At 75.3% G+C, this 26,941-nt stretch carries 25 protein-coding genes, 2 tRNA genes, 1 pseudogene and 1 riboswitch; of the genes and pseudogenes, 19 read left to right on the forward strand and 9 right to left on the reverse strand.

Translation table 11 applies throughout. The features are described from left to right. Positions 1-238: pseudogene (locus ABZ449_RS19925) on the reverse strand (hypothetical protein); the annotation flags it as partial. A 10-nt stretch (positions 239-248) separates the two neighbouring features. Between ABZ449_RS19925 and ABZ449_RS19930 the strand changes: the two are divergent. After that, a complete protein-coding gene (locus tag ABZ449_RS19930; RefSeq protein ID WP_360347357.1) occupies positions 249-812 on the forward strand; it encodes an NPCBM/NEW2 domain-containing protein in 564 nt (187 codons plus the stop codon). A 118-nt stretch (positions 813-930) separates the two neighbouring features. Here the strand turns inward: ABZ449_RS19930 and ABZ449_RS19935 are convergent, their stop codons facing one another. From ABZ449_RS19935 to ABZ449_RS19945, 3 genes are all read right to left on the reverse strand, one after another. Continuing rightward, a complete protein-coding gene (locus tag ABZ449_RS19935) occupies positions 931-1,635 on the reverse strand; it encodes a DsbA family oxidoreductase (RefSeq protein WP_360347359.1) in 705 nt (234 codons plus the stop codon). A gap of 96 nt (positions 1,636-1,731) precedes the next feature. Continuing rightward, on the reverse strand, positions 1,732-2,253 hold the full coding sequence (locus tag ABZ449_RS19940) for a universal stress protein (protein WP_360347361.1): 522 nt from the start codon (positions 2,251-2,253) through the stop codon (positions 1,732-1,734). Between the two features lie 166 nt (positions 2,254-2,419). Beyond that, complete coding sequence (locus ABZ449_RS19945; RefSeq protein WP_360347363.1) at positions 2,420-4,555, reverse strand: asparagine synthase-related protein; 2,136 nt, start codon at positions 4,553-4,555, stop codon at positions 2,420-2,422. 815 nt (positions 4,556-5,370) lie between these two features. Here ABZ449_RS19945 and ABZ449_RS19950 point away from each other — a divergent pair. The 8 genes from ABZ449_RS19950 to ABZ449_RS19985 all read left to right on the forward strand — a co-directional run bounded on the left by ABZ449_RS19950 (position 5,371) and on the right by ABZ449_RS19985 (position 14,366). Next, positions 5,371-6,798 carry a hypothetical protein gene (locus tag ABZ449_RS19950; protein ID WP_049658584.1) on the forward strand — a complete coding sequence of 476 codons (1,428 nt, stop codon included), beginning with the start codon at positions 5,371-5,373 and terminating at the stop codon, positions 6,796-6,798. A gap of 77 nt (positions 6,799-6,875) precedes the next feature. After that, a tRNA-OTHER gene (locus ABZ449_RS19955) sits at positions 6,876-6,939 on the forward strand. A 426-nt stretch (positions 6,940-7,365) separates the two neighbouring features. Beyond that, positions 7,366-8,943 (forward strand): TROVE domain-containing protein, encoded by a 1,578-nt coding sequence (locus ABZ449_RS19960; protein WP_360347365.1) that lies wholly within the window; start codon positions 7,366-7,368, stop codon positions 8,941-8,943. A gap of 274 nt (positions 8,944-9,217) precedes the next feature. Next, a complete protein-coding gene (gene trmB, locus ABZ449_RS19965) occupies positions 9,218-10,048 on the forward strand; it encodes a tRNA (guanosine(46)-N7)-methyltransferase TrmB (RefSeq protein ID WP_360347367.1) in 831 nt (276 codons plus the stop codon). Between the two features lie 280 nt (positions 10,049-10,328). Next, positions 10,329-11,507 (forward strand): PrsW family intramembrane metalloprotease, encoded by a 1,179-nt coding sequence (locus ABZ449_RS19970; RefSeq protein ID WP_360347369.1) that lies wholly within the window; start codon positions 10,329-10,331, stop codon positions 11,505-11,507. A 50-nt stretch (positions 11,508-11,557) separates the two neighbouring features. Next, positions 11,558-11,631, forward strand: a tRNA-Met gene (locus tag ABZ449_RS19975). A 192-nt stretch (positions 11,632-11,823) separates the two neighbouring features. Beyond that, positions 11,824-12,612, forward strand: coding sequence for a hypothetical protein (locus ABZ449_RS19980; RefSeq protein WP_360347371.1), 789 nt, complete (start codon positions 11,824-11,826; stop codon positions 12,610-12,612). Between the two features lie 506 nt (positions 12,613-13,118). After that, complete coding sequence (locus tag ABZ449_RS19985) at positions 13,119-14,366, forward strand: hypothetical protein (protein WP_360347373.1); 1,248 nt, start codon at positions 13,119-13,121, stop codon at positions 14,364-14,366. On the opposite strand, the gene ABZ449_RS19990 is transcribed toward ABZ449_RS19985, so the two are convergent. The 4 genes from ABZ449_RS19990 to ABZ449_RS20005 all read right to left on the reverse strand — a co-directional run bounded on the left by ABZ449_RS19990 (position 14,363) and on the right by ABZ449_RS20005 (position 17,239). Then, positions 14,363-14,818 carry a GNAT family N-acetyltransferase gene (locus ABZ449_RS19990; protein WP_360347375.1) on the reverse strand — a complete coding sequence of 152 codons (456 nt, stop codon included), beginning with the start codon at positions 14,816-14,818 and terminating at the stop codon, positions 14,363-14,365. The genes ABZ449_RS19985 and ABZ449_RS19990 overlap by 4 nt on opposite strands. Positions 14,819-14,854: 36 nt before the next feature. After that, entirely contained in the window at positions 14,855-15,619 is a 765-nt protein-coding gene (locus ABZ449_RS19995) for a hypothetical protein (protein WP_360347377.1), read from the reverse strand. 136 nt (positions 15,620-15,755) lie between these two features. Then, on the reverse strand, positions 15,756-16,484 hold the full coding sequence (locus ABZ449_RS20000) for a sensor domain-containing protein (protein ID WP_360347379.1): 729 nt from the start codon (positions 16,482-16,484) through the stop codon (positions 15,756-15,758). Between the two features lie 164 nt (positions 16,485-16,648). Beyond that, entirely contained in the window at positions 16,649-17,239 is a 591-nt protein-coding gene (locus ABZ449_RS20005; protein WP_360347381.1) for a GNAT family N-acetyltransferase, read from the reverse strand. 42 nt (positions 17,240-17,281) lie between these two features. On the opposite strand from ABZ449_RS20005, the gene ABZ449_RS20010 reads away from it, so the two are divergent. Next, a complete protein-coding gene (locus ABZ449_RS20010) occupies positions 17,282-18,157 on the forward strand; it encodes a hypothetical protein (protein WP_360347383.1) in 876 nt (291 codons plus the stop codon). Positions 18,158-18,284: 127 nt separating this feature from the next. Here the strand turns inward: ABZ449_RS20010 and ABZ449_RS20015 are convergent, their stop codons facing one another. Next, a complete protein-coding gene (locus tag ABZ449_RS20015; protein WP_360347385.1) occupies positions 18,285-19,133 on the reverse strand; it encodes a M23 family metallopeptidase in 849 nt (282 codons plus the stop codon). A gap of 13 nt (positions 19,134-19,146) precedes the next feature. Beyond that, positions 19,147-19,305: riboswitch (cyclic di-AMP (ydaO/yuaA leader) on the reverse strand. 209 nt (positions 19,306-19,514) lie between these two features. On the opposite strand from ABZ449_RS20015, the gene ABZ449_RS20020 reads away from it, so the two are divergent. The 9 genes from ABZ449_RS20020 (at position 19,515) to ABZ449_RS20060 (ending at position 26,930) form a co-directional block, all read left to right on the forward strand. Further along, positions 19,515-19,805 (forward strand): YiaA/YiaB family inner membrane protein, encoded by a 291-nt coding sequence (locus ABZ449_RS20020; RefSeq protein WP_360347387.1) that lies wholly within the window; start codon positions 19,515-19,517, stop codon positions 19,803-19,805. Positions 19,806-19,910: 105 nt separating this feature from the next. Next, positions 19,911-20,738 carry an alpha/beta hydrolase gene (locus ABZ449_RS20025; RefSeq protein WP_360347389.1) on the forward strand — a complete coding sequence of 276 codons (828 nt, stop codon included), beginning with the start codon at positions 19,911-19,913 and terminating at the stop codon, positions 20,736-20,738. 57 nt (positions 20,739-20,795) lie between these two features. Next, positions 20,796-21,362 carry a WHG domain-containing protein gene (locus ABZ449_RS20030; RefSeq protein ID WP_360347391.1) on the forward strand — a complete coding sequence of 189 codons (567 nt, stop codon included), beginning with the start codon at positions 20,796-20,798 and terminating at the stop codon, positions 21,360-21,362. Positions 21,363-21,729: 367 nt separating this feature from the next. Continuing rightward, the gene (locus tag ABZ449_RS20035) at positions 21,730-22,995 is read left to right on the forward strand and encodes an ATP-binding protein (protein WP_360347518.1); all 1,266 of its coding nucleotides are present in this window, start codon (positions 21,730-21,732) and stop codon (positions 22,993-22,995) included. Continuing rightward, positions 22,979-23,392, forward strand: coding sequence for a roadblock/LC7 domain-containing protein (locus ABZ449_RS20040; protein WP_360347393.1), 414 nt, complete (start codon positions 22,979-22,981; stop codon positions 23,390-23,392). The genes ABZ449_RS20035 and ABZ449_RS20040 overlap by 17 nt, the downstream gene beginning before the upstream one ends. Beyond that, the gene (locus tag ABZ449_RS20045) at positions 23,389-23,736 is read left to right on the forward strand and encodes a DUF742 domain-containing protein (protein WP_360347395.1); all 348 of its coding nucleotides are present in this window, start codon (positions 23,389-23,391) and stop codon (positions 23,734-23,736) included. The genes ABZ449_RS20040 and ABZ449_RS20045 overlap by 4 nt, the downstream gene beginning before the upstream one ends. Next, on the forward strand, positions 23,714-24,349 hold the full coding sequence (locus ABZ449_RS20050) for an ATP/GTP-binding protein (RefSeq protein WP_360347397.1): 636 nt from the start codon (positions 23,714-23,716) through the stop codon (positions 24,347-24,349). Before ABZ449_RS20045 ends, ABZ449_RS20050 begins: the two co-directional genes overlap by 23 nt. Then, positions 24,346-25,845, forward strand: a complete 1,500-nt coding sequence (locus ABZ449_RS20055; protein ID WP_360347399.1) for a cytochrome P450 — start codon at positions 24,346-24,348, stop codon at positions 25,843-25,845. The genes ABZ449_RS20050 and ABZ449_RS20055 overlap by 4 nt, the downstream gene beginning before the upstream one ends. Next, positions 25,830-26,930, forward strand: a complete 1,101-nt coding sequence (locus ABZ449_RS20060) for a cytochrome P450 (RefSeq protein ID WP_360347401.1) — start codon at positions 25,830-25,832, stop codon at positions 26,928-26,930. Before ABZ449_RS20055 ends, ABZ449_RS20060 begins: the two co-directional genes overlap by 16 nt. Positions 26,931-26,941 lie beyond the last annotated feature (11 nt).

The following is a 26,941-nucleotide window of genomic DNA, read 5'->3' on the forward strand; positions in this document are numbered from 1 at the left end:
CCCGCGCCGCGGCCCCGGCCGCCGCCACCCCGGCGCCGCCCGCGGCCACGCCCGCCGCGGCCCCGGTCCCGGTCCCGGCGCCCAGCGCCGCCGACCCGGCACCGGAGGCGCCCGCGGCGAGCCCCGAAGCCGAACCGGCCGCCAAGCCCGCGCAGACCCCGCCGCCCGCCACCACCCGGGCGCCGGAGTCCGGCCCCCCCGCGCCCAGCAGCCCGAAGCCGCCGGCGTCGACCGGCACTCCCCCGGTCGTGTCCCTGCCGACCCTGCCGCCGCTGCCCACGCCCGACATCCCGGCCGTACCGACGCCCACCCTGCCGCCGCTGCCGACCCCGACCGTCACCACGCCGGTGCCACCCGTCCTCAGCGACTTCTGGGGCAACTCGCTGCCGGTCCTCAAGCCCGGCAACAACCGGGTCCCGCCGGCCGGGCCGAACATCCGGCAGAAGGGCAGCGACAACTTCTGGCAGCGCGACGGCGGCTGGATCGACGGCGACTACCACCCGCACGCGATCACCGTGCACGCCCCGGCGACCACCGTGATCGACCTCAACCGCGGCTGCGAGTCCTTCGACGCGGTGGCCGGGGTGGACGACGCCACGCTCTCGCCGGGCAGGGTCGTCTTCTCCGTCCAGGGCGACGACGGCAGGACCCTGTGGAGCTCCCGCGCGCTGGCCGTCGGCGACGACGCGGTGCCGGTGCACGTGCCGCTGGCCGGACAGAAGACGATCAAGCTGGTGGTCACGCCGGTGAACGGGATCTGGTCGGCGCTGAACGTCGCGGACTGGGCCCAGGCACGCTTCCGGTGCTCGTGACGGACGCGCGCTGCGGGCGGTCATGACGCAGGCCCGCTCCAGGGGTGCTGGAGCGGGCCTCGGGTCCGCGGTGCCGGGCGGATGGCGGCAGGCGGGGTGGCGCCGGGCGGACCGGCCGTCAGATGGCGCAGGAGCCGTCCGCGCAGGCCTCCCCGGCCGGGGCGACCTGCACCGGGGCGGGACGGCGCTCGCCGATCTCGGTGGCGACCTGCTCCAGCACCTTGCGGAAGGTCTCGGCGTCCTGGCCGCCCTGGACGGCCCACTTGCCCTCGAAGACGAAGGTCGGCACGGCGCTGATGCCCAGCTCGCGGCCCTCGGCCAGCTGGGCCTCGACCTCGGCGGTGCCCTCGTCGCCCGCCAGGTAGGCGGCCACCCGGTCCCGGTCCAGCCCGGCCGACACGGCGACCTCGGTCAGCGCGGCACGGTCACCGACGTCGACGCCGTCGGTGAAGTGCGCCTTCAGCAGCGCCTCCTTCAGCCGCCCCTGGACGGCCGCGCCGTACTCGGCCTCGGCGAGGTGCAGCAGGCGGTGGCCCAGGAAGGTGTTGGCGTGCAGCGCGGCGTCGAAGTCGTACGTGATGCCCTCGGAGAGGCCGAGCTCGGCCACCCGCGCGTCCATCGCCACCGACTGCGGGCCGTAGCGCTCGGCCAGCCAGGCGCGGTGCGGGCTCGCGGTCGCCGGAGCGTCCGGGACCAGCTGGTACGGGCGGTAGACGACCTCGACCCGTTCCTTGCCCGGGAAGTCCGCCAGGGCCTGCTCGAAACGGCGCTTGCCGACGTAACACCACGGACAAGCGATGTCGCTCCAGATCTCGACCTTCATGCGGGGGTGCTCCAGGGGCGTCTCAGGGATGTGTACGAGATGGGTGAACGATGAACCATCTCGGTACATTCCCGGCAGCCCGGTCCCTGGAGCGGGTCAGGCCGCGGGCGGCGCCGGGACCACCAGCACCGGGCAGGCGGCGTGGTGCACCACCGCGGAACTCACCGAGCCCATCAGCAGCCGGGCGAAGCCGCCGTTGCCCCGGGTGCCGATCACCAGCGTGTGCTGCCGGGTCGCCGCCTCCAGCAGCACCTCGATCACATTGCCCAGCACCACGTGCAGCGCCAGCTCCCCCTCGTACGGCGCGGGACGCTGGCGCTGCACGGCGGCCACCGAGCGGCGCAGCCCGTCCGCCATGCTCTCGACCAGCGTCTCCACGCTCTCCTGCACCAGCTCCGCCATCCCCGGCGGGTAGCCGGCCGGCGCCGGGTTGACCACGGCGAGCACGTACAGCGGCAGCCCGAACAGCTCGGCCTCCGTCATCGCCCGGTCCAGCGCCCACAGCGACCCGTCCGACCCGTCGCACGCCGCCAGCACCCCCGGCGGTCGCCCCGTCGGCGGCCGCCCGAGCACCGACAGCACGACGGGCACCTCCCGCCCCGCGCTCCCACCCGCCACCGCGCACCCTCCTCGCCCCGGATCCACACCCCCGCCATCATCACCGCCCCGCTGACCCGCACCCGGCAACCGCGCCGCAGGGGCACGGTGAGGGGCGGGCGGCGGCCCGGGACCTGCGGGGGGCGCGCGCGTCCGGGCGGCAACCGGGCCGGGGGCGGGGTGGCCGTCAGGGGGTGAGGGCAGGGCGGCGGGGGGTGGGGAGGCCGGTCCAGCAGGCGCCGTGGCGGCGGGCGCGGAGGCGGCGGAGCCAGAGTTCGGTGGAGACGAGGTCGGCGAGGCCGGCGAGGGCGGCCGGGGAGAGGGGGGTGGCGGGGTCGGCGGCGTGGGCGAGGCCGGCGCGGACGGCGGGGAGGTCGATGAGGCCGGCTTCGGCGAGCAGCGGGGCGTCGAAGAGTTCGGCGAGGCCGTCGGCGGCGAGGCGCAGGCCGGCCCGGGCGGGGGCGGTGCGGTCGGGGCGGGGGCCGCGGCCCCAGTCACGGGGCAGGTCGGTGCGGCCGGCGCCGGTGAGGACGGCGTGCAGGAGGGCGTGCCGGGCGCCGGGCTGGAGGCGGACGTCGTCGGGCAGCAGCCGGGCGGCGCGCACCACCTGGTTGTCGAGGAAGGGCGCGTGCAGCCGCTGGCCGGGCTGTTCGGTGGCGTGCACGAGCGTGCGGAAGGAGCGCGCCTGGCGGTAGAGGGCGTGTCGGGCACGGTACGCGCCGGGGTGTTCCTCGGGCGCCGGTTTGCGCGCCGCCAGGCGGAGCCGCAGCGCGACCGAGGAGAGCGCCTCGTCGGAGAGCCAGCGGGCCGCCGGGCCGGGCACGCACCAGGCGAGGTCGACGGCCGAACGGGCCCCCGCCGTGCCGCCGCCGTCCGGGACGTGGCGGGCGGTCAGCCTGGCGGCCGCCTCGTCCAGCGCCTCGGCGTAGCGGACCCGGGAGAGCCGGTGGGCGGCCCGGAGCACGGTGAGCGGGGTGCGCAGCGTGCCGGTGAGGACGCCCGCGGCCGCCCGGTCGACGCCGGCCAGTGCGACGACGGGGGGCAGGAGTTCGCGCGACCGGCCGGTCCGGACGAGGTCGGCGAGCCGGGCCGGGTGTCCGTCCAGGACCTGGCGGGCGCCGTAACCGGTGAGGTGGTCGGTGCCGCCGGCGCCGAAGCGGGCCTCGGCCCGGGCGGCGGCGACGAGTTCGGGCCCGGGTTCGTCGGTGAGCCGGCCCGTCTGCGGGTCGGCGCCCGGCCCGGCGTACGGGAGGGTGTCCGGGCCGGGATCGAGCACGGTGTGCCGCAGCCTCGGGGTGTCGGGGGCGAGCGCGAGGCCGACCGGGGGCTCGCTCTCGCCGAGCGTGACGGCGGCCAACTGTTCGGGGGCGGCGGGTTCCCGGGCGGTGGCGCGGGCCCAGGAGCCCTTGACCGCGCCGCTCCTGGCCCCGGCGGCGGCCACCCGGGCCGTCGCGGTGGCCGGGGGCGCCGGCGGCAGCGGGACGGCGGCGGCGAGCAGGGCGACGGTCGCGGAGGCCGTTCCGTACGAGAGGTCGACGCCGAGCCGGGCCCGGCCGGCCGGGTCGAGGGCCGGCGTGCTGGTGCGGACCCGGGAGCGGACGGACTCCAGCAGGGCGCGGGTGAGTTCGCGGACGGCGGGCGCCTCGTCGCGCGGCTGCTCGGCGCCGGCCGGGGAGTCGTAGCCGGACAGGTACGGTCGGCCGCCGCGGATGCCGAGCACGTGGCCGGGCGGCACCCGCTGGACGCCCAGGTACGGGGTGTCGGCGCCGAGTGCCTCGGGGGACTCGGGGCAGGCGAGCCGGGCGGCGAGGTGGCCGGTGTCCAGCGGGGCGCCGACCAGGTCGGCGAGCGGCAGGGCGGCGGTGGCGTACGCGGTGCCGCCGGCCCACGGGGTGTGGAAGACGGGCTGGGCGCCGGCGAGGTCGGTGAGCAGCAGGGTGGAGCGGGTGCCGGAGCGCAGCACGACGGTGTAGCTGCCGGGCCAGGTGGTCAGGTGGCGCACGGCGCCGCCGCGGGCGGCGGCGAGGCCGGCGGCGAGTTCGGCGTCGGTGGCGCCGCAGTGGCCGAGGACGGCGAGCCGGGAGGTGGCGGGGGTGTCCTCGATCCGGTCGGGCGCGGTGGGGCCGGTGCTGACCACGGCGGGGGCGCCGGGGCGGAGGGTGACCAGGCGGATCTCCGCGGGGCGCCAGTCGCCGACGGCCCAGAGCGGGTCGGGCCCGGTCCACAGCGGGCGCGCGGCGATCGGCTCGACCCCGCCGCGCACTTCGTGCGCCGGGGCTTCCGCGCTCGGCACACCCGTGCACCAGCCCGTCAGCCACCGCATCGCGCCTCCACCGGACGAGGACCTGCATCCGTGCGGCGCGTTCGCCGCCCGCCGGGCGGCCGGGTGGTGTGCCGTGGCGGCCCGCGCGCGTCCCGGCGTGCCCCCGCAGCTCGACGCGCCGTCAGGGACATCGTGCCACCGCGGGGCGTCACCGTGGCCGGTGTTCCGGGTTCCGCTCCTGTTCGGACGGGCCGTTCGGAGCGGCCGTTCGACGGGCCGCCGGGGCCGGGCGGGCGGGCGCGGGCCCGCTCCGGACGGGGGCCCGTCCGGTGCCCGATCACCGTGGGTGGGCAAGTTCCGTGCGCTGGAGGGGAGTTCGATCCGCCCGGGACTCCGGGGGGCGGGCGGGCCGGGCCTCCCCCTCCCCGGCCCGGACCGCCGGCGAACGCCTTTGGCATGGGCATCGCGAGATGGCCGAAAGGCATCGCCCGGCCCGGGAGGGCATCCGCATGCCCTCCCGGACTTCACCACCGCCCGCGGGGATTGAGGCGGCGGCATCCCCCGGCCCGCCGGGTCCTCGACGGCAGGCCGACCCACGACCACCAGCGAATCGCCGACCAGCCGGTCGGGCCAGGGGGCACGGCCGGGCGCACGTGTACACGGGACCGGAGCACGACGCTCCGGCGCGCGGCACGGTCGGCCGGATCCGAGCGGTCCGGACCAACTCCGGTGCGGCACGGCCGAGTGCGCGATCCCGCCATCCGGAATGCGACCTCTTAACCGTCGGAACGCGTCCGACTACGCTAGGTACAGCAGCTACGGCCCGGTGCCGCCCGGGCCCCGCGCACAAGGCCGCAGGAGGTGCAGCCGCCACCATGACCGTCAGCCCACGTGGACCGAACGAACGGCTCGGCACGCTCCTGACCCTCGCCCAGATCAGCAACGCCGGACTGGCCCGCCGGGTCAACGACCTCGGCGCCCAACGCGGGCTGACCCTGCGGTACGACAAGACCTCGGTGGCCCGCTGGGTCAGCAAGGGCATGGTCCCGCAGGGGCCCGTCCCGCACCTGATCGCCACCGCGATCGGCGGCAAGCTCGGCCGGCCCGTCCCGCTGGAGGAGATCGGCCTGGGCGACACCGACCCGGCGCCCGAACTCGGCCTGGCCTTCCCGCGCGAGGTCGCCGACGCGGTCCGCTCGGCGACCGACCTGTGGCGGGTCGACCTGGACCTGAGGCGGGGCCCCGGCGGCGGCCGCTGGAGCGACAGCCTGGCCGGCACCTTCTCGGTCGCCGCCTACGCGACGCCCGTCTCCCGCTGGCTGATCACCCCGGCGGACGGCTCGGTGGCCCGCGAGGTGCCGCGCTCCCCCACCGACACCTCCTCCTACCGGGTCGGCCACTCGGACGCCGCCAAGCTCCGCGAGGCCGCCCAGGAGGCCCGCCGCTGGGACTCCAAGTACGGTGGCGGCGACTGGCGTTCGTCGATGGTGCCGGAGTGCCTGCGGGTGGAGGCGGCGCCGCTGCTGCTCGCCTCGTACAGCGACGCGGTCGGCCGGGCGCTGTTCGGCGCGACGGCCGAACTGACCAGGCTGGCCGGCTGGATGGCCTTCGACACCGGTCAGCACGAGGCCGCCCAGCGCTACTACATCCAGGCGCTGCGGCTCGCCCGGGCCGCCGCCGACGTCCCGCTCGGCGGCTACGTGCTGGCCTCGATGAGCCTCCAGGCGGGCTACCGGGGCTTCGCCGAGGAGGCCGTCGACCTCGCCCAGGCCGCGCTGGAGCGCAACCGGGGCCTGGCCACCGCCCGCACCATGAGCTTCTTCCACCTGGTGGAGGCCCGGGCCCAGGCCAAGGCCCGCAACGCGGCGGCGTGTGCGACGGCGCTCGGCGCGGCGGAGAGCGCACTCGAACGGGCACGCGCCGGGGATCCCGATCCGGCGTGGATCGACTTCTACGCCTACGACCGGCTCGCCGCCGACGCCGCCGAGTGCTTCCGCGACCTCGGAGTGCCCTCCAAGGTCCGGCAGTTCACCCGCGAGGCGCTGGCCACGCCCACCGAGGGCTTCGTCCGCTCGCACGGCCTGCGGCTGGTGGTCTCGGCGATGGCCGAGGCGGAGGCGGGCAACCTGGACGCCGCGGTCGCCGCCGGGGAGCGCGCCGTCGAGGTGGCCGGCCGGATCTCCTCGCAGCGCAGCCGGGAGTACGTGGTGGAGATGCTGCGGCGGCTGGAGCCCTTCCAGGGTGAGCGCCGGGTACGGGAGTTGACCGAGCGGGCCCGGGCGGTGATCGTCGCTCCGGCATGAGCGGACGGGACCGGCGCGATCCGGCGGTAAATGGGGTGCGCCCACGGGAGGGGCCTGGCTAGGGTCTCTCTCGTCCAGGTGCGCAGGCAGAGGTTACTTCCACTCTTAATGGGCAGGTCGCGGGTTCGAATCCCGTCATCGGCTTCGGTCCGGTGTAGCTCAGTGGCCAGAGCAGCTACGTCACCTCAGCCGCCTTCGATCTCTGGACACCTACAGGTGAATAGTTCGTCCGCACCTCCCGGTGCGACGGCGGCGGTTACTTCGGTCGAGTGCCCCCAGCGGGGCGCGTTGAAGCTGGGTTCCATCGACCGCGGCCGGCTTTGATCTCGGGAGGCAGCGCGCTCCGGAGTGCCCGGTGCGCAGGCGGGGGTTACTTCGGATCTTGGTGTTCCGGGTTCAAGTCCCGGGCGTGCCGTGCGCGAGTGCGGCCGCTAGCTCAATTCGGTAGAGCACAAGGCATACACCCCCGCCGAGGTCGGCCGCCCCGCGGCCGGCACGATCTCGGGCACCCCGGCAGCGGCATGCCTCCCTCCCCACCGACACCAGCAGGCCGAGGGAGGCTTCCGCATGTCCAGGTTCAACCTCCGCAGGACCAAGGCGAGTCCGAGCTCGCCGGTGCTCACCACCGGCCGGCGCACCGTCAACCACAACGGCGGCCCGGGCTTCGTCCGGGACCGCAAGTCCGAGCTCTTCCTGCTCGCGGTGGCCAACATGGTCGGCCAGGACACCTTCCACGAACGCGGTGGCGAGCGCGACGACCGCTACACCGCACTGGTGCGCGAACTCGCCGTCGCCGACCCGGAGTGGACCGTCGGGCTGCTGCGCTGGCTGCGCTACGGCGCCCACATGCGCACCGCCGCCCTGGTCGGCGCCGCCGAGTTCACCCGCGCCCGGCTGGACGCGGGCGCCCACGGACACTCCCGGCAGGCCGTCGCGGCGGTGCTGCGGCGCGCCGACGAACCCGGCGAGCTGCTCGCCTACTGGACCTCGCGCTACGGCCGGGCGCTGCCCAAGCCGCTCAAGCGCGGTGTCGCGGACGCCGTCCGGCGCCTGTACGACGCCCGCTCGCTGCTCAAGTACGACACCGCGGGCAAGGGCTACCGCTTCGGCGACGTGATCGAGCTGACCCACCCCTCGCCGGCTCCGGAGAAGGAGTGGCAGGGTGCCCTGTTCGCGTACGCGCTGGACCGCCGGCACCGTCCGGAGGAGGCCGTCCCGCCCGCGTCCGACCGGCTGCTGACCGCCAACCGCGAGCTGCTGGCGCTGCCCGTCGAGGAGCGCCGGCCGGCGGTGACCGCCGAGGACGGCGCCGAGCGGCTGGCCGCCGCCGGGCTGACCTGGGAGGCGCTGGCGGGCTGGCTGCAGGGGCCGCTGGACGCGGCCTCCTGGGAGGCGGTCATCCCGTCGATGGGCCCGATGGCGCTGCTCCGCAACCTGCGCAACTTCGACCGGGCCGGGGTCTCGGACGCCGTCGCGGCCGAGGTCGCCCGGCGGATCTCCGACAAGGGCGAGGTGCGGCGCTCGCGCCAGTTCCCGTTCCGCTACCTGGCCGCGCACCGCAACGTGCCCTCGCTGCGCTGGGGGCACGCGCTGGAGACCGCGCTCGGCCACTCGCTGGCCAACGTGCCCGAACTGCCCGGCCGGACGCTGATCCTGGTGGACCGCTCCGGTTCGATGTTCGACCGCTCCGGCGGGCCGACCGAGCTCAACCGGGCGGACTCGGCGGCGATCTTCGGCACCGCGCTGAAGGTCCGGGCCGCCGAGGCGGACCTGGTCGAGTTCGGCACCAGCAGCCGGGTGGTCGAGGTCGGCCGGGGCGAGGCGGTGCTGCGCGTGCTGGAACGTTTCTCCAACCTCGGCGGCACCAACACCGCCGACGCCGTCCGCACCCACTACCGCGGCCACGACCGGGTGGTGATCGTCACCGACGAGCAGACCGGCCCTGGTTCCTGGGGCGGCGACCCTCTCGCCGCCGTCCCGGCCCGGGTACCCGTCTACACCTGGAACCTGGCCGGCTACGCCACGGGCCACGGCCCCAGCGGCGGCGCCCACCGGCACACCTTCGGTGGCCTGAGCGACGCGGCCTTCCGGCTGATCCCGCTCCTGGAGGCCGGGGCCGACGCCCGCTGGCCCTGGGAGGAGTAGCGGAGCCGCACGGGGGCGTCGGTCGGGGGGCCGGCGTCGGTCGGGGGGCCGGCGTCGGTCGGGGGGCCGGCGTCGGTCGGGGGGCCGGCGTCGGTCGGGGGGCCGGCGTCGGAGGAAGGGGAAGGAGCCATCACGGGGGTGTGGCTCCTTCCCTGCTTCCCCACCTCCCCCAGGGGATGCGGCGAGGGCCGGTGAACCGAGCGGTGGCCCGGTGGATGAGCCCGGTCACAGGCCCGGCCGGAGAGCCCCGACAGCCCCGTAGACTCGGGTGATTGTGACTGCCACCGCTCCGATCCCCCAGCCCTCGCCGTCCGCCCGGCTGTCCGCCGCGCCGGCCGCCTACCCCGCGCCGATGTACCCGCACAAGGCCACCGAGGCCCAGCACCGCGAGCGTCGCATCCGCAGCTTCCAGCCGCGCCGGGGCCGGATGACCAACGCCCAGGCGAGCGCCCTGGACCGGAGCTGGGAGACGTACGGCATCCCCATCGACGGCACCCCGCTGGACCTGCCGGAGCTGTTCGACGGCCTGCCGGTGACCCTGGAGATCGGCTTCGGCATGGGCGAGACCACCGCCGCGATGGCCGCCGCCGACCCGGCCATGGGCATCCTCGCCGCCGACGTGCACACCCCCGGCCACGGCAACCTGCTGGGCCTGTTGGAGCGGGACGGTTCCCGGAACGTCCGGACCGCCGCCGGCGACGCGGTGATCCTGCTGCGCGACATGCTCCCGGACGCCTCGCTGGCCGGTCTGCGGGTCTACTTCGCCGACCCGTGGCCCAAGCCGAAGCACCACAAGCGCCGGCTGGTCCAGCCCTCCTTCCTCGACCTGGTGCTGCCCCGGCTCGCCCCCGGCGCGCTGGTGCACTGCGCCACCGACTGGGAGCCGTACGCGGAGCAGATGCTGGCCGTGCTGTCCGCCTCGCCGGAGCTGGAGAACCTGCACCCCGAGGGTGACGGGACCGGCTGGCCGGAGCCCGCGGACCACCCGGACGGCAGCGTTCCGGGCTACGCCCCGAGGCCGGACTGGCGCCCGGTCACCAAGTTCGAACGGGCCGGGATCGCCAAGGGCCACGTCGTCCACGACCTGCTGTTCCGCCGCCGCTGACGCTCCGGCGCCGTTCGAACGGGCGGCCGCGCGGCGACCGGACGGGCGGGAGCCGGACGGCCGGTCCGTCCCGAGTCCTCCCGACGGGCCGCCACCGTGGCCTACCCTGTGCCGCATGGGCAGCCCGTCCGGCGGCGGGTTCCGGACGGGCGGTCGCACGACGGTTCGAGCCGCCGCCGACGCACCGGAGACGGTCCCGAGCACCGGAGACACCCGGACCATTCCGGGGCCCCGGAGGCGCCGGGCCCACCGCCTGCTGCCCCGGCCGGGTGCCGTCGCCGTGCCGGTCCCGGCGGTCGACCCCGTCGCGCGGGCAGGCGCCACCGCCCCCGGGGCCCGGCCGGGCCGCAGCCGCTCGGTGGCGCTCTCCTCGGTCACCGCGACCGCCGTCCTGACCCTGACCTGCTGCGGGGTGCTGATCCTGCACCTGGTCCAGCGGCAGACCGGCACCGTCGGGCTGCTGGTCGGCCTGGGCCTGGCCGTGGTGCCGCTGCCGTTCGTGCTCGGCGCGCTGGCCTGGCTCAACCTCACCGCCCGGGTCCCCCTGAGGCACACCGTGTTCTGCCTCGGCTGGGGCGCCTGCGCGGCCACCACCGCCGCCATCCTGGCCAACAACTGGACGGCGAGCTACCTGACCCGGCACCGGGGCCCGTTCGGGGAACTGCTCGGCGCCGGGATCGCCACCCCGGTGATCGAGGAGACCGCCAAGGCCACCGCCCTGCTGGTGCTCCTGCTCCCGCTCGGCCAGCGGCTGCGCTGCCGCGGCCGCCGCACCGGGCGCCCCTGCGCGCCGCTGCTGCGCCGGTCGCCCGCGCCCCGGAGCCCCCGCCCGCACCCGCGCCGCCCGGTCGGCCCGCACGTCCGCCGCCCACCGCGCCGCCGACCGCGCCTGCGCTCCTACCTGCGGCCGCTGCCCTACCTGCGCCCGGCTCCGCCCGCCGGGACGCCGCACCACCGCTCCCGGCCGCGCACGCTGGCCGCCGGGGTGGTGCTCGGCGGGATGACGGCCTGCGGCTTCGCGTTCACCGAGAACGCCCTCTACCTGGGACGGGCCTTCACCAGCGACCAGCGGCAGCGGCTGGACAGCATCGGCCTCGGCGACCCGCCCAGCCTGCGCGACTTCGACAGCACCGTGCAGACCTTCGTGCTGCGCGCCCTGCTCTCCCCCTTCGCCCACCCGCTGTTCACCGCGCTCACCGGGATCGGCCTGGCCGTCGCCCTCACCGCCGCGCGGCGCTGGCTGGCCCGGCTGGCGGTGCCGGCCGGGCTGCTGCTGGCGATGGCGCTGCACGGCACCTGGAACGCCGCCGCCGACCTCGGCACGGACGGCTTCCTGGTGGTGTACGGGGTGCTGATGGTGCCCTGCTTCGCCGCCCTGGTCGCCTTCGCGGCCTGGGCGAGATGCCGAGCGGCCCGGCATCCGGCGCCCGGCCGGCGGCGGGTCGCGAGGGCGTCCTGAGGAACGGATTTCCCATCTCGGCGACTTCCACGTATTGTTGTGTTCACCGACGCGGGGTGGAGCAGCTCGGTAGCTCGCTGGGCTCATAACCCAGAGGTCGCAGGTTCAAATCCTGTCCCCGCTACTCAGTAGCCGGAAGGCCCGGAGGATTCGTCCTCCGGGCCTTCCGCGTGTCCGGGCACCGGCAGAGCACGGTCCTGCCACGAACCTGTAACAGCGGCCCGTCCCGTGATCGCCTGTCCGAGCCCTGAACCATACTGAGGAAAAATTCATCTCATTGGGGGGCTGTTCGGGCCGCCCGGACAGGAATCACCACATGCTGTCGAAGCGACTGGTCAGCACCGCCGCGATCTGCCTCGTCCTGGCGGCCGGCACCGCGGCGTGCGGCAGCACCAAGAGCGACGGGAAGGCCGGCGACGCCAAGGCGGCCACCACGCAGAAGCTCGACACCGACAAGCTCAGCGCCCAGGAGATCTCCAAGCAGGCCAAGGACGCCCTGGCCTCCGCGACCTCGCTCAAGATGGCCGGCACCATCAACACCGGCGAGGGCACCATGGAGCTGAACCTGGCGCTGGACAACAAGAGCCAGTGCACCGGCACCATGGCGATGCCCGGCATGGGCAAGTTCGAGATCATCAGCGACGGCAAGACCTCGTACGTCAAGCCGGACAAGGACTTCTGGACCAACGTGGGCGGCCCGAACGGCGCCAAGGCCGCCGAGCTGTTCAAGGGCCGCTACCTGACGGGCTTCGAGAACGACCCGTCGATGGGCTCCCTCACCAGCGTCTGCAACCTGGCCGAGTTCAGCAAGAAGATCACCGAGGACAAGAGCAGCAACGAGAAGATGGAGAAGGGCGCCGCGGGCAACGTCAACGGCGTGAAGACCTTCAGCCTGAAGGTCACCGACTCCGACAACGAGGTCACGACGCTCCACGTCGCCACCGAGGGCAAGCCCTACCCGGTGCAGATCGAGCACACCGGCGCCAAGGACGGCAACGGCAAGATCGACTTCAGCGACTTCGACAAGCCGCTGACCATCCAGGCCCCGTCGGCCGACAACACGGTCGACTTCACCAAGTTCCAGGCCCAGCTCAAGGGCGCCTGAGCGGCGGATCCGGGTACCCCGCACGGCTGACACCGACGGCCGGGCGGGGCTCCGCGAATAATCCGTTGCCTCCCTTCAGTGCGCTGCCTAGGCTGGCAGCACACTGAAGGGAGGTGATCCTGAGTTGAGTTACATCAGGATGCGTGAGGTGGCTGCTCGCTAGAGCCGCCCCTGCCTGCGCAGGGTGAGGCCCCAGGCCTCCGGCAGGCGAAATCCATAGCAGTCACCCGGCCCGCGGGCTCACCGGTACATCCCCGGTGCCTCGGCGCCTGGCCAGTGCACGGGCCGGCGTCGCAGGAGCAGCCCGCGGGCCGTCTGCGTTCCCGGGGAGCTTCCGGCACGGTTCCGGAGGCTCCCCGTGGCGTGTCCGGGAGGATCGGCCGGGCGCGAGCCGGACGCCGGCCGGGCGCGAGCCGGACGCGAGCCGGGCGTTTCCGCGACGGAACCGCGGCGCTAGAGTCGGCGCGGGTTCCGGAGCGGAGCGGCGCGGACACAGGGGGTGGGCGATGGCGGGGACACGGCGGCCGGGCGGCGTCGGGGCGGCGCTGCGGACGGCGCAGTGGGGTGCCACCGGGGTGCTGGCCGGGACGGGGCTGGTCGGGCTGCTGCTGTTCGCGCTCGGCCGGGAGCACGCCTGGCAGGCGCTCGGCGGCGGGCTGGTGGTGGTCGGGGCCTCGGTGGTGCTCGGCGGCGCGCTGGGCTTCCTGTTCGGGGTGCCCCGGGTGCGCGGCGCCGGCGCCGGGGCCGGCGAGCCGCAGGGCTCGTACGCGCCGAACACCAATCTGGAGCAGGTCTCGGACTGGCTGACCAAGGTGCTGCTGGGCGTCGGGCTGACCCAGCTCGGCTCGCTCGGCGAGCGGCTGCACGACCTCGGCACGGCGCTGGCGCCCGCGCTCGGCGGGGGCGCGGACGCGGTGCCGTTCGCGGCCGCGCTGGTGCTGTACTTCCTGGTCTTCGGATTCCTGGCGGGCTGGCTGGTGACCCGGCTGGCACTGCCGCAGGCGCTGACCGAGACCGACCAGGCCCTGGACCTCTTCCTCGCCGGGCAGGACCGCGACCGGCACGGCGACAAGGTGGGCGCGGACGACCTGCGGGTCCGCGCGATGCAGCAGCTCGGGCTGCTGGGCGGCAGCGCGGAGCGCCCGGCCGCACTGGCCGGGCAGCTGCCGCCGTCCTCCGGTACGCCGGCCGGGCCGGAGGGCGTGGTGGCGGAGGTCCGCTCGACCGCGCGGCGTTCGGCGCTGACCGCCGACCAGGTGCGGGCGCTCTTCGCGGACGGCTCCGAGGGGCGCCGGATCCAGGCGCTCGCACTGATGCAGGGCGATCCGGCGCTCGCGGACCTGCCGAGCGTGCTGGACGCGATCGAGCACCCGCGCTCGGGCTTCGAGCAGTACCACGCGCTGCTGGCCGCCCGGGGGCTGCTCTCCCGGCTGCCCGCCGCCGGGGCGCAGCGGCTGCGGGACGCGGTGGCGACGCAGCTGGTCGACCCGCGGGGCATCCCGTACGGGTCGGACCGCAGTTGGCTGGCGGAGAAGATCCTCTCCCGGCTCCAGGCGCCGGCCCTCGTGCCGGAGCAGCCGGCTCCGGCCGCGCCGCAGACCCCGCAGGCCCAGCAGGCCCAGCGGCCCCCGCAGCCGGTACCGGTGGTGCCGGCCCAGCCGGACGGGCCGACGGCCGAGCCGAGCGGGCCGGCGGCCGAGCCGAGCGGGCCGGCGGCCGGGGCGGGCGGGCCGGCGGCCGGGGCGGGCTCCTAGTCCTCCTCGACGGCGAAGCGCAGTTCGGGCTGCTCCCAGGGCGTCCTGGGCTGCGGGGGCCGGGTGCCGGTGCGCACGGCTCCCACCTTCAGGTAGAAGTGCTCCGCCGGCGGGTGGGACACGACCTTGACCGAGGCGATCCCGGTCTCCCGCGCGCGGTCGAGCATGTCGGCGATCAACTGCCGCCCCACGCCCAGCCCCTGGGCCTCGTCGGCGACGAACATCAGGTCCAGTTCGGCCGGCTCGCGGATCAGGCCGTAGAAGCCGAGCAGGCGGTCGTCCGCGGCGTCCACGGCCATCCGCACCAGGTGCCGGGCGATGTAGTCGGGTCTCACCCGGTAGCCGTCGATCATCGCGAAGTACGCACCGCGGTAGGCGCCGGAGGCCTGCATGAGTGCGGTGAGCCGGTCGGTGTCGGTCTCGTCGGCGTGCCGGATGGTCGTCTCGATCATGCGGGCGAGTATAGGGGCGACCTGCGACAGTGACTATTACATGACTGGCCGCCGAACCGCCCGGCGACGGTGGTCGGCGGCCCGCAGCACCAGGACCCGCCGGGGCCGGCCCTCCACCGGCCCGGGGTAGCGGCGGACCTCGCTCGCTATCCGGCGCTCGCCGAGCGCGTACCGCAGCGGGCCGAGGTGGCCGCAGCGTTGGCCGTACCCGTCGTTCAGCGGCTGGACCCGGACCTCGCCGTCCGGGGAGGTGACCCGGACCAGCTCGGCCAACGCAGCCAACTGGCCCTCGGGGCCGAAGAGTTCGGGATAGGCGAAGAGCAGGTGACCGCTCAGGGTGAGGGCGAAGGCGCCGTCCGCGAAGGGCAGCCGGGGCAGCGCGGCGGCCACGTACCGCTGCGGGTGGGCGGCCCGGTCGGCGGCGAACAGCCGGAGGGCCCGGTCCCAGCTGCGCAGGTAGCGCTCGGCGCGGTACGGGCGGGGCGAGGGGTAGAGCTGCGGGCGGGCGGCCATCGCGGCGGCCATCGCCGCCCGGGCGGCCACGGCGGCGTCCGCGACCACCGGCAGCGGCAGCGCGTACGCCGGATCGACGGCGATCACCCGGCAGCCCAGCCCGCGCGCCTCGGCGGCCAGGCCGGCCGCACCGCCGGGGCAGTCCAGCAGGGGGCCGGGCAGGGCGGCGAGCCGGGCCCGGGTGAGGCCGAACAGGGCGCAGTACTCGTCCAGCGGACGGGAGGTGACCAGGACGTCCGGGGGATCGGGGGGATCGGGGGGATCGGGGGGAATGCCGACGGCCGCCATCCCGCCATCCGAACACGCCGCCGCCCCGCCCGCATCCGGAAGGCGTCCGGGGTACGGGCGGGGCGGGGGCACCGCGCGGGGCGGGGAACAGTCGCGGGACGGGGCCCGGACGGAGGCTTCGGCCGGAGCCGGGAGGTCAGCGGCCGAGCAGACCCTGGGCGGCGGCCCGGTTGACGTTGGTCAGACCACGCACCAGCTGGGTGGTGAGGAGCACCAGCAGCAGCCCGAGGACGGAGAGCCCGGCGATCTGCCAGGGCGCCTGGACCTCGTACAGGTGCCGCACGCCGTCGCTGTCGTAGAAGTCGAACACCCGGTACCCGTTCCACGGGGTGTAGGCCCCGAAGACCCAGTGGTACAGCGGGTAGAGCGCGAACGCCCAGCCCAGCACCAGGAACACCAGCGTCACCGCGAAGCTGAACACCGCCCAGGGGAACATCACCACCTGGTACAGCACGGCCTTCCAGCCGGCCGCGTCCGCCAGCCGCGCGGTGATCGCACCCCAGCCACCCGGACGGACCTGGCGCACCGGCTCCGGGCCGGGGACGTCCAGGGCCAGCATGCCGCGCACGCGGGCCCGCTCCAGCCGGCCGAAGCCGCGGGCGACGCTGGTCAGGGCGCCCAGCACGGGCAGACCGAGGGCGGTGACGAAGGTGCCGAGGCCGACGCAGAACAGGGTGACAGACACGACGAACCCGGCGATCGCCACCGGCAGGCCGCTGAGCGCGTAGCCGACCTCGCGGTAGTAGTACGCCGAGAACGGCGCCCGCCACGCGGCCGGCCGCCGCCCGGTCCGGCGGGCCCGGGCGGGGCTCGGGTCGTCACCGTGACCGCCCAGGACGTCCCGCTCCTCCGTGCTGCTGCTCATGCTCCCGGCCCCCGGCCCCTCGTGCTGTCGGTCGTTCGTCCCGCTGACGGGGTCCAGTCTGGTGGACGCGCCGACCGGACGGGATCCGGAGGCCTGGCGGATCCGGGGTGGGGTTAACCCCCCTCCGCCCGGACGGACCGCCGCGGACGGATCGCCGCGAGCGGTCAGCCGGCCGCCGGCACCCGGGTGCCCGCTCCCGGCCACTGGTGGGCGAGCAGCGCGTAGCGGAACGACTCGGCCCGGGCGCCGTCCTCGACCACGCCGGGCCGCAGCCCGCCCTCCAGCCGGAAGCCCAGCCCGGTGAGCACCTTCACGGAGGCCGCGTTGTCCACGGCGACCAGGGCGGTCAGCCGGTGCAGGCCCAGTGCGCCGAAGGCGAAGTCGCAGAGCAGGCCGACGGTCTCGCCCGCGTAGCCGCGGCCCCAGCACCCGCGGGCCAGCACGCACCCGAGCTGCGCGCCGCGGTGCCCGTCCAGCGTGAGCGAGGCCTGCCCGATCGGCGTCGCGTCCGCCGGCTCCTCGGCGTCGGCGAGCCTGGTGACGGCGAGCCGGTAGGTGTCCCGCTCCTCGGCCATCGCCTCCTCCAGGTAGAGCTCGATCTGGTCGGCGCAGTCCTCCCGGTCGCTCGGCCCGAAGGGCAGGTGCCGGGTGACCTCCGGGTCGCCGAACAGCGCGTGCAGCGCGTCCACGTCCTCCTCGGTGTGGTGGTACTCGCGGACGGCCAGTCGCGGGCCGGTGAGTCGTACGGGGACCATGGCTGCCGACCCTATCCCCGCCCGGCGGCTACCGTTCGGACTATGAACGACGAAGACCTGCGGCTCGCCCCGCGCACCAAGGCCGCCGACCTGCTCGCCTGGGCGGCCGAGCAGGGCCGCGCGCCGGTGGCCGGGGCGCCGCTGCGCGCGGTGCTGGCGCTGCTGGAGCTGGGCGAGGGCAGGATGCACGACGGCTGGCCCGAACTGACCTCCAACGCGGTGGAGCACCTGCTCTACGAGCGGCTCCACCTGTACGTCCAACCCGCACCCGAGGAGGACCCGCTCGCCTACGGCGACGCCGTCCGGCTGCTGATCGACCACCAGCGGGCGGCCCGACGGCTGAACGCCAAGCGCCAGGAGCGGCTGCACGCGGAGGCCGAGTGGCAGGGCGAGGTCGCGGCCGGGCTGCTGCGCCGCGCCGATCTGGTGACCTGGCCGCGGCTGTACGCGCTGCTGCTGCACGCGCACGGGGCGGACGTCACCGACGAAGCGGCGGTGCGGGACTGGCTGGCCGGTTTCGGCGAGCTCGCGGAGGAGGAGCGGCTGGCCGCGTACGAGGCGCTGGTGCCGGCCGGCTGGCTGGACGAGCCGGACGAGCAGGGCTGGGGCCCGGGCCGGGTACTGTCGGTCGGCATGGCCACGGACGGCGCCCGGCGACTGCTGGAGCAGGGCCTGATGCGGCGCAGCTACCGCAACCTGGCCGAGCTGACCGCGCAGGGGCGGCCGATGCCGGACGAACTGGCCGGTGACTTCGGGCAGTTCGAGGAGGCGGCGGTCGACGCGGCGCTCGACCTGTTCGGCGACTGGACGGTTCCCGGGCTGCCGCGGCTGCTGGTGACGGAGTTCCCGGAGCTGGCGCCGGAGCCGGGCCAGGAGGAGATCGAGGCGTACCTGGCGCAGCTGCCCGCCGAGGAGTGAGACCGCACGGCGAAGGCCCCCGGCCCCGGAGCGGCTGCTCCGGGGCCGGGGGCCTTCGTGCGAGTGCGTCGGACCTCGCGCGCGCGTCGGGCCACTGCGCGGGTGCGCCGGGCCTGTCGCGGGTGGGTCAGGGGTTGAGGCCGCGCTGCTGGAGCCAGGGCTCCGGGTCGACCGGGGCGCCGCCGCCGGGGCGGACCTCCATGTGCAGGTGCGGGCCGGTGACGTTGCCGGTCGCGCCGACCTTGCCGATCTGCTGGCCGGCGGCGACCTTGCCGGAGCCCTTGGTGATCGAGGAGAGGTGGCAGTACCAGATCTCGGTGCCGTCGGGCAGGGTCTCGACGATCCGGTAGCCGTACGAGCCGGCCCAGCCGGCCGAGGTGATGGTGCCCTGGCCGAGCGCGTGGACCGGAGTGCCGGTGTCGGCGGCGAAGTCCAGACCGGTGTGCAGGTTGGCCCAGTAGCGGGCGCTCTGGCCGTAGTGGGCGGAGAGCCGGTAGTCCTGCACCGGGAGGGTGAGGGCGGCGGCCTGGGCCCGCTCGGCCTCCTCGGCGGCGCGCTTGGCCTCGGCCTCCTTGGCGGCGGCCTTGGCCTCCGCCTCCTGCGCGGCCTGGAGCCGGGCGGTCTCCTCGGCGGCGGTGCGCTGGCTGTCGGCCTGGTTCTGGATGCGGGCGGCGAGCGCGAGGCCGGGGTCGGCGGAGAGGGCGACGGGAGTCTCGTCCGGGACCTCGACGGCGGGGGCGGCGGCCGGGGTCGCCGAGGCGAAGCCGGTGGCGCCCAGGGTGGCGGCGACGGCGGTGACGCCGAGCAGCGGGGAGGCTCCGCGGGTCTGACGCGGCATCCGGTGCCGGTTGGTCTCGACCTCCGTGGCGAAGCCCTCCGGGCCGAAGGCCTCGGGGCCGTCCGTGCCGGGGTGGTCGAGGAGCTGGGTACCGGCTGCGAAGCCGGCCGGGTGTGCCGGGGTGTGCGTCGACGCCACGGGAGGCGCGCTCCTTTCCTTCCTTCGCGCCTACCGGGTTAGCTGACGGGTTCGGAGCAGGAAGGTCTCCTACGGCCGGGCCGGGGCCCCGCCGATTCACCCCAAGGAACGTGGTTCCCCGGCTCCCCGACCTGCCCGGAGGCGGGTCCGCGGGATTAGGCGACGGCGCACGGTGCCGTCTGGGTACGGCGTTGACAACCGCGCTGCGTTATCAAACGTTAATCCTAGGAGGCTCCGATTCCAAGCCATCCGTTCGGAGCAGCCTAGGGCAAAGTGATCGGACGTCAACGAACGACACCGCCGAACCGGCCTCCCGTACACAGCCCCATCTGAGTACCGCTACTCATGTGCGCCCCCTCCGGACGGCCGCATCCTGACGCCATGAGCGCACCGATGCAGACCCGCACCACGGCCGCGTACCACATCCAGGCCGTCCTCTCCTTCGCCCTGTCGGCCACCGCCCTCGCCGCCGGGATCGCCTACCTGCCGGTCGGCGGCTGGACCAGGGCCTTCCTCGGGATCGGCCTCCTCTACACCGTCACCTCCGCGTTCACGCTGGCGAAGGTGATCCGGGACCGGCAGGAGTCCAACGAGATGGTCACCCGGGTGGACCAGGCCCGGCTGGAGAAGCTGCTCAGCGAGCACGACCCGTTCAAGGTGGAGGGAGCGTGACCGCTCCACGGCCGACCGCTTGACGGCTAAGGCTATTAGCCTTAGCTTTGTGGCTATCGGCACTCACCGCCGACGTCCCGCACCGGCGGCCCGAGGAGGACCACCATGAACGGCACCATCACCCCGAGCACCCAGTACCTGACCGTTCCCGGCGGCCGGGTCGCCTTCGACGACACCCGGCAGGGCCACGGCACCCCCGTCGTCCTGCTCCCGGGCATGCTCGACAGCCGGGCCGCGTACCGGCACCTGCGCCCACTGCTCGTCGCCGCCGGCCACCGCGTCGTCACCATGGACCTGCGGGGCTTCGGCGAGTCCTCCGTCGCGTGGGACGACTACGGCCCCGCCGCCGTCGCCGGCGACGTCCTCGCCCTGCTCGACCACCTCGGCATCGAGCGCGCCGTCCTCGCCGGGAACTCCTACACCGGGGCGACCGTCGTCAAGGCCGCCGGGGACGCGCCCGAGCGGGTCGCCGGGATCGTGCTGATCGACGCCTTCGTCGAGAACCCGCCGCCGGGCGCCCTCATGCGCACCGTCATGGGCCTGATGGGCGTCGCCCTCGTCCACTGGCCGGCCTCCTGGGGCTTCTACCTGCGTCGGATGGCCTTCCCGGGCGCCAAGCCCGCCGACTTCGACGCGTACGTGGACGGGCTGGTCGCCGCGCTGCGCACCCCGGGGCGCAAGGCCGCCGTCCGCGGGCAGGTCCACGGCGACTCGGCGCCGGTCGGCTGGACGGCCGCGGTGCGGTGCCCGGCGCTGGTGGTCATGGGCAGCAAGGACCCCGACTTCCCGAAGCCGGAGCTCGTCGCCGACCGGCAGGCCGCCGCGCTCGGCGCTCGCAAGGCGATGATCGAGGGGTCCGGGCACTATCCGATGGCCGACAACCCGACCGCCACCGCGGACGCCCTGCTGCCGTTCCTGGCCGAGCTCGGCTGAGCCCCGACCCACCCCGTCCGACCCACCCGACGCCGTACGTACGGAGAGACCGAACCCATGCCCCGCGTAGGACTGACCCCCGGGCAGGTCGTCGACCACGCCCTCGCCCTCATCGACGAGCAGGGCGCCGAGGCCCTCACCCTGGCCTCCGTCGCCGCCCGGGCCGGGGTCGCCACCCCTTCTCTGTACAAGCACGTCAGCGGCGGCCTGGCCGAACTGCGGCGACTGATCGCCGTCCGGGTCACCGGGGACCTGGCCGACCGGCTGGCCACCGCGGCCGTCGGACGCAGCGGGGACGACGCCGTCGCCGCCGTCATGCGCGCCTACCACGCGTACGCCACCGAGCACCCGCACCGCTACAGCGCCCTCCCGCAGGCCCCGCAGCCCGACGACGAGCTGGCCCACGCGGCCGCCCGGCTCGTCGGCGTGATCGTCGCCGTGCTGCGGGAGTACGGCCTCGACGGCTCCGAGGCGATCCACGCCGCCCGCACCGTCCGTTCCCTCGCCCACGGCTTCGCCGCCCTCACCACCGCGGGCGCCTTCCAGCTCGCCGAGGACCTCGCCACCACCCACGACCGGCTCATCGCCATCCTCACCACCGGCCTCCGCACCTGGCCCGCGTAGCAGGCCGGGCCACGAAGGAGTCCGGCCCGCGAAGGAGCCCGACCCAGGGGGAGTCCGGCCCGCGAAGGAGGCCGGCCCGCGCAGCGGGCCGCCCGTGCGCCGCCGCTCGCGCACCGGGCGGCACCCCTTCGGCGACACCGTGCGCACAGGCCCCACACATCGTGGAGCGCGATCCGGCCGTCAGGCTCGACTCCGGCGCTCCCCGCCGTCGCCGGTCAGGCCGCTCCACGGCTCGTCAGGCGGAGGGATCGCGGGCGAACGAGTCCCGATTGACGCCGAATTGACTCGATATTGACGAGATCCGGTCACTTGGCGAGATCCGTTCACACCTTCGTAGGATCATCACCCTAGAATTCGCGGCGTGACGATGACTCAGTGGTCCGTAACGGCAACCGGCGTGCTCGCCGTCCTCGCCCTCGTGGCCGCCGCGCGGTACCGCGCCGTTTCCGTCACCCAACGCCGCCGCGCCGACCGGCTGCACGGCGAACTCCTCGGCCTCCAGGAACAACTGGCCGCCGAACTCTCCCGCCGCGGCGAGGACCTCGCCGCCGTCCAGCAGGAGCAGGAGCACACCGCCTCCACCCAACGGGCCTTCCTCAGCGTCGCCCGCCGGATCCTGGTGATGGCCCACGACCAGCAGGCGCTGCTGGACGAGATGGAGCGCACCCACGACGACCCCGCCCTGCTGGAGGGCCTGCTCAAGGCCGACCACGCGGCCGCCCAACAGGCCCGGCTGGCCCAGACCCTGGCCGTGCTGTGCGGCGCGCGGGCCGGCCGGCACTGGCCGGAACCGGTCTCCCTGGAGGACGTCGTCCGCGGCGCCCAGTCGCGCATCCTGCCGTTCCAGCGCGTGGTGGTGCGCAGCCGGACCGAGACCGCGGTGGTCGGCGCCGCCGCCGAGGCGCTGATCCACGCGATCGCCGAACTGCTGGACAACGCCACCCGCTACTCCCCGCCCAGCACCCAGGTGTTCGTCACCCTGATGCCGGTGCACAACGGCGCCGTCATCGAGATCGACGACGGCGGCGTCGGCATGCCCGAACAGGCCGTCGCCAAGGCCGCGGCCGCACTGGCCGGCGGCAGCACCCTGGAGGTCTCCCGGCTGGGCGAGGTGCCGCAGCTGGGGCTCGCCGCGGTCGGCCGGCTCGCCGAGCAGTACGGCTTCCGGGTCACGCTCAGCTCGGCGCCCTCGCCGTACGGCGGCGTGCGCGTCGTCCTGCTGCTGCCCAACGCGCTGCTCACCGAGCCGCTGCCGCCCACCGTCCCCGGCCTCGGGCCGGACGACCGGGCGTTCAACCCCGGCCCCCGACCGGCGTCTCCCGCCGATCACCCCCTGCTGGAGACCCCGCCCTCCGGCCGGCACGCCGCCACCGGAGACACCCCTCCCCCGCTGCCCCGCCGGAGCCACCGGCGCGGCCGCACGGGCCGCCCCGCCCAGCACGCCGCTCCCCCACCGCAGCCCGCGCCGCCCTACCGCTCGGCCCGGGACGCACAGGCGTTCATGGCGATGTTCCAGGCCGGGACCGCCAGCGGCCGGTCCGCCGTCCGGGCCCAGGCCCAGTCCGACCCTTCCCTTCCCGCTTCCCCCCGACTTCCCCAGCGCTCCGGAGAGTTCCATGACCACCACCCCTGATCTCGGCTGGCTGCTCGCCGACATCATCGCCGTCCCCCAGGTCCAGCACGCCGTCGTCGTCTCCAACGACGGCCTGGAGATCGGCCGCAGCGGCGGCATCGCCCGCGACGACGCCGAACGGCTCGCCGCCGCCTGCTCCGGACTGCAGTCGCTGGCCCGCGGCGTCGCGACGGGCTTCGGCGGACCGGGCAGCGCCACCCGCCAGATCATCATCGAGTACGGGGGCGGCTACCTCTTCGTCGTCGCCGCCGGGGCCGGCGCGCACCTGGCCGTGGTGACGAGCGAGTCGGTCGACGCCGGCCTGGTCGCCTACCAGATGCAGGTCCTGGTCGAGCGGATCGGCACCCACCTCACCAGCCCGCCGCGCGTCGACCACGCGGCGGGGGGCCACCGGTGAGCGGCCCGGTCCGGCCGTACGTCATCACCGGTGGGCGCAGCCGCTCCACCCGGGCCGAGCTGGCCCTGGAGAGCCTGGTCAGCGCGTTACCCGACCCGCCGGACCTGCCCGAGCACCCGCTCCTGAACCGTGAGCACCGGCGCATCCTCGACCTCTGCCACAGCCTGCTGTCCATCGCCGAGGTGGCGGCCCACCTGGGGCTGCCGCTCGGCGTCGTCAAGGTGCTGGTCGGGGACCTGTGGGACCTCGGCACCGTGCAGGTGCTCCCGCCCGTCCCGCAGGCCGAACGCCTGCCCGCAACCCTCCTGGAAGAGGTGCTCGTTGGCCTCCGCCAACTCCGCTGAAGCCGTCCCCGGGGCCACCGGTTCCGCCGACGGGCCGCAGTACCTGCCGTCCTCGGTGCAGGGCGCGGTCAAGATCCTGGTCACCGGTCCGTTCGGGGTGGGCAAGACCACCCTGGTCGGCTCGCTGAGCGAGATCACCCCGCTGCGCACCGAGGAGACGATGACCGCGGCCAGCGCGGGCGTCGACGACCTCACCGGTCACCCCGGCAAGACCACCACCACGGTGGCCCTGGACTTCGGCCGGATCACGCTCAACTCGCGGCTCGCGCTGTACCTGTTCGGCACGCCCGGGCAGCAGCGGTTCCGGCCGCTGTGGGACGACCTGTCGCGCGGTGCGCTCGGCGCCATCGCCATGGTCGACCTGCGCCGCCCGGACGAGAGCTTCGACGTGCTCGGCCGGCTGGAGGAGCAGCGCATCCCGTTCGCGGTCGCGGTCAACACCTTCCCGGACACGCCGAGTTACCCGGAGGAGGAGCTGCGCTCGGCGCTGGACCTGCTGCCGGAGGTGCCGATCCTGCACTGCGACGCACGCGACCGCCGGCAGTCCTACGACCTGCTGATCGACTTCGTCGACCACCTGCACCGCAGCTCGATCCTGGAGCTCCAGGGATGACCGCCCCCGAACCCCCCGGCGCTCCCGTCTGCCCGGTCGCCCACGGCGCCGGCCTGCCCGGTGGAATGCCCGGCGGGATACCCGGCGGGATACCCGGCGGCCTGCCCGTGGGCGTCCCGCTGACCCCGCTGTACGGCCCGGCCGTCGCCGAGGACCCGCACGGCCTGTACGCCCGGCTGCGCGAGCGCTACGGGCCGGTCGCGCCGATCGAGCTGGAGCCCGGGGTCGAGGCCTGGCTCGTCCTCGGCTACGCCGAGCTGCTCGAACTCACCCGCAACGAGGCGCTGTTCTCCAAGGACTCGCGCCGCTGGCGGGTGCCCGCCGAGGGCCGGCTGGCGGCCGACTCCCGGCTGCTGCCGATGACCTCCTGGCGGCCCACCCTGCTCAACCTGGACGGCGCCGAGCACCAGCGGCTTCGCCGCGCCGTCTCGGACACCCTCGCCCAGATCGACCACCGCCAGCTGCGCGGCACCACCGAGGCCGCCGCCAACGGGCTGATCGACGGCTGGGGCCCGGACGGCACCGCCGACCTGGTCGCCCAGTACGCGCGCCGGCTGCCGCTGCTGGTCTTCACCCAGCTGCTCGGCCTGCCCCCCGACGCCGGCCCGCACCTCATCCGGCTGATCAGCCACATCGCCGACAGCGGCGCCGAATCGGTGCGCGCCAACCAGGAGTTCCAGGCGGTCCTGGTCGACCTGGTGCGGCGCCGCCGGGCCACGCCCAGCGCCGACCTCACCTCCTGGCTGCTGGCCCACCCGGCCGCGCTGACCGACGAGGAGGCGGTGCACCACCTGGTGGTGATGATGGTCGCCGGGAACGAGACCACCATCTGCTGGACCGGGAACACGCTGCGGCTGCTGCTCACCGACCGGCGCTTCCGGGCCACCCTCACCGGCGGACGGCTGACCGTCTCCGACGCGCTGGAGGAGGTGCTCTGGCGCGACCCGCCGACGCAGAACTTCCCCGGCCGCTGGGCCACCGCCGACACCGTGCTCGGCGGCCAGTACGTCAGCGCCGGAGACATGCTCGTCCTCGGTCTGGCCGCGGCCAACGCCGACCCGGCCGCCCAGGGCGTCTCGGCCGCCGCCCAGGGCTCGCTCGGCGGCAACCGGGCGCACCTCGCCTGGGGCGCCGGCCGGCACGTCTGCCCGGCCCAGCACCCGGCCCGGATCATCGTCGAGACCGCCGTCGAAACCCTGCTGCACCGCCTGCCCGACCTCCAACTGGCCGTACCGGCGGGCGAGCTGACCTGGCGCCCGTCCCCGTGGTCCCGGGCCCTGACCGCTCTCCCGGTGCTCTACAGCGCCTTCACCCCGCCCCGCCCGCCAGCCCTCGAGAGGCCCGCATGGACACCGCCACCGGCGCCGGAACCCCCGCCGAGCCCATCAGACTCGACCCCTTCGGACGCGACCAGCACGGCGAGAACGCCCGACTCCGCGCGGCCGGCCCCGCGGTCCTGGTGGAACTCCCTGGCGGGGTGGTGGTCTGGGCGGTAACCCACCACGACACCCTCCAGTCGCTGCTGGCCGACCCCCGGGTCGGCAAGGACCCCCGGCTCTGGAACGCCTTCCGGGAGGGGCGGCTGCCGGGGGGCTGGCCGCTGCTCAACTTCGTCGTCGTCCCCGGCATGATCACCGCCGACGGCGAGGACCACCGGCGGCTGCGCGGGCTGGTCTCGCAGGCCTTCACCCCGCGCCGGACAGCCGACCTCGCCCCCGCGATCGAGGCCCGGACGATCGCGCTGCTGGACGGGATCGCCGAGCTGGAGGGCGAGTTCGACCTGCGGCGGCACTTCGCCTACCCGCTGCCGATGCAGGTGATCGGCGAACTGCTCGGCCTCGCGCTGGAGCAGCAGGACGAACTGCACGAGCTGTCCGACACCATGGTCTCCAGCTCGGCCACCCCGGCGGCCGCCCTGGCCGCGCAGCGGGGCCTGAACGCGCTGCTGGCCTCGGTGGTGGCGGCCAAGCGGGCCGAGCCCGGCGACGACCTGACCAGCGACCTGATCGCCGCCCGCGACGCCGGCCACCGCCCCGACCAGCAGCGGCTCAGCGAGGCCGAGCTGGTCGGCACCCTGCTGCTGATGCTGGTCGCCGGGCACGAGACCACGCTCAACCTGATCACCAACGCCGTCCGCGCCCTGCTCGACCACCCGGACCAGCTGCGGCTCGTCCTGGACGGGCGGCAGCCGTGGTCGGCGGTGGTCGAGGAGACGCTGCGCCACGACTCCCCGGTCGGGCAGTTCCCGCTGCGCTACGCCACCGAGGACATCGCGGTCGGCGACGTGGTGATCCGGCGCGGCGAGGCCATGCTGGCCTCGTACGCGGCGGCCGGGCGGGACGCCGGGCACCACCCGGACGCGGACCGCTTCGACCTCACCCGGCAGCCCGCCAAGCACCTGTCGTTCGGCCACGGCCCGCACTTCTGCCTCGGCTCCGGGCTCGCCCGGCTGGAGGCCGAGACGGCGCTGCGGCACCTGTTCGCCCGCTTCCCCGGGCTGGCCCTGGCGCCGGGGCGGAGCGACGAGCCGATCGCCTCGTTCGTCAGCAACGGCGTGCGCACCCTGTGGGTGACGGTCTGAGCCGGCCGGTT

The organism is Kitasatospora sp. NPDC005856, assembly GCF_040629945.1.
Classification (GTDB): Bacteria; Actinomycetota; Actinomycetes; order Streptomycetales; family Streptomycetaceae; genus Kitasatospora.

Bases quoted from the DNA above. Each gene is read 5' to 3' on its own strand.
- ABZ449_RS19980 (WP_360347371.1), top strand. From the start codon at position 11,824: ATGCTGTCGAAGCGACTGGTCAGCACCGCCGCGATCTGCCTCGTCCTG.
- ABZ449_RS20040 (WP_360347393.1), top strand. From the start codon at position 22,979: ATGACCACCACCCCTGATCTCGGCTGGCTGCTCGCCGACATCATCGCC.
- ABZ449_RS19950 (WP_049658584.1), top strand. From the start codon at position 5,371: ATGACCGTCAGCCCACGTGGACCGAACGAACGGCTCGGCACGCTCCTG.
- ABZ449_RS19985 (WP_360347373.1), top strand. From the start codon at position 13,119: ATGGCGGGGACACGGCGGCCGGGCGGCGTCGGGGCGGCGCTGCGGACG.
- ABZ449_RS19995 (WP_360347377.1), bottom strand. From the start codon at position 15,619: ATGGCGGCCGTCGGCATTCCCCCCGATCCCCCCGATCCCCCCGATCCC.
- ABZ449_RS19960 (WP_360347365.1), top strand. From the start codon at position 7,366: ATGTCCAGGTTCAACCTCCGCAGGACCAAGGCGAGTCCGAGCTCGCCG.
- ABZ449_RS19990 (WP_360347375.1), bottom strand. From the start codon at position 14,818: ATGATCGAGACGACCATCCGGCACGCCGACGAGACCGACACCGACCGG.
- ABZ449_RS20020 (WP_360347387.1), top strand. From the start codon at position 19,515: ATGAGCGCACCGATGCAGACCCGCACCACGGCCGCGTACCACATCCAG.
- ABZ449_RS20005 (WP_360347381.1), bottom strand. From the start codon at position 17,239: ATGGTCCCCGTACGACTCACCGGCCCGCGACTGGCCGTCCGCGAGTAC.
- ABZ449_RS20000 (WP_360347379.1), bottom strand. From the start codon at position 16,484: ATGAGCAGCAGCACGGAGGAGCGGGACGTCCTGGGCGGTCACGGTGAC.
- ABZ449_RS20030 (WP_360347391.1), top strand. From the start codon at position 20,796: ATGCCCCGCGTAGGACTGACCCCCGGGCAGGTCGTCGACCACGCCCTC.
- ABZ449_RS20055 (WP_360347399.1), top strand. From the start codon at position 24,346: ATGACCGCCCCCGAACCCCCCGGCGCTCCCGTCTGCCCGGTCGCCCAC.
- ABZ449_RS19935 (WP_360347359.1), bottom strand. From the start codon at position 1,635: ATGAAGGTCGAGATCTGGAGCGACATCGCTTGTCCGTGGTGTTACGTC.
- ABZ449_RS19945 (WP_360347363.1), bottom strand. From the start codon at position 4,555: ATGCGGTGGCTGACGGGCTGGTGCACGGGTGTGCCGAGCGCGGAAGCC.
- ABZ449_RS20010 (WP_360347383.1), top strand. From the start codon at position 17,282: ATGAACGACGAAGACCTGCGGCTCGCCCCGCGCACCAAGGCCGCCGAC.
- ABZ449_RS20025 (WP_360347389.1), top strand. From the start codon at position 19,911: ATGAACGGCACCATCACCCCGAGCACCCAGTACCTGACCGTTCCCGGC.
- ABZ449_RS20035 (WP_360347518.1), top strand. From the start codon at position 21,730: ATGACTCAGTGGTCCGTAACGGCAACCGGCGTGCTCGCCGTCCTCGCC.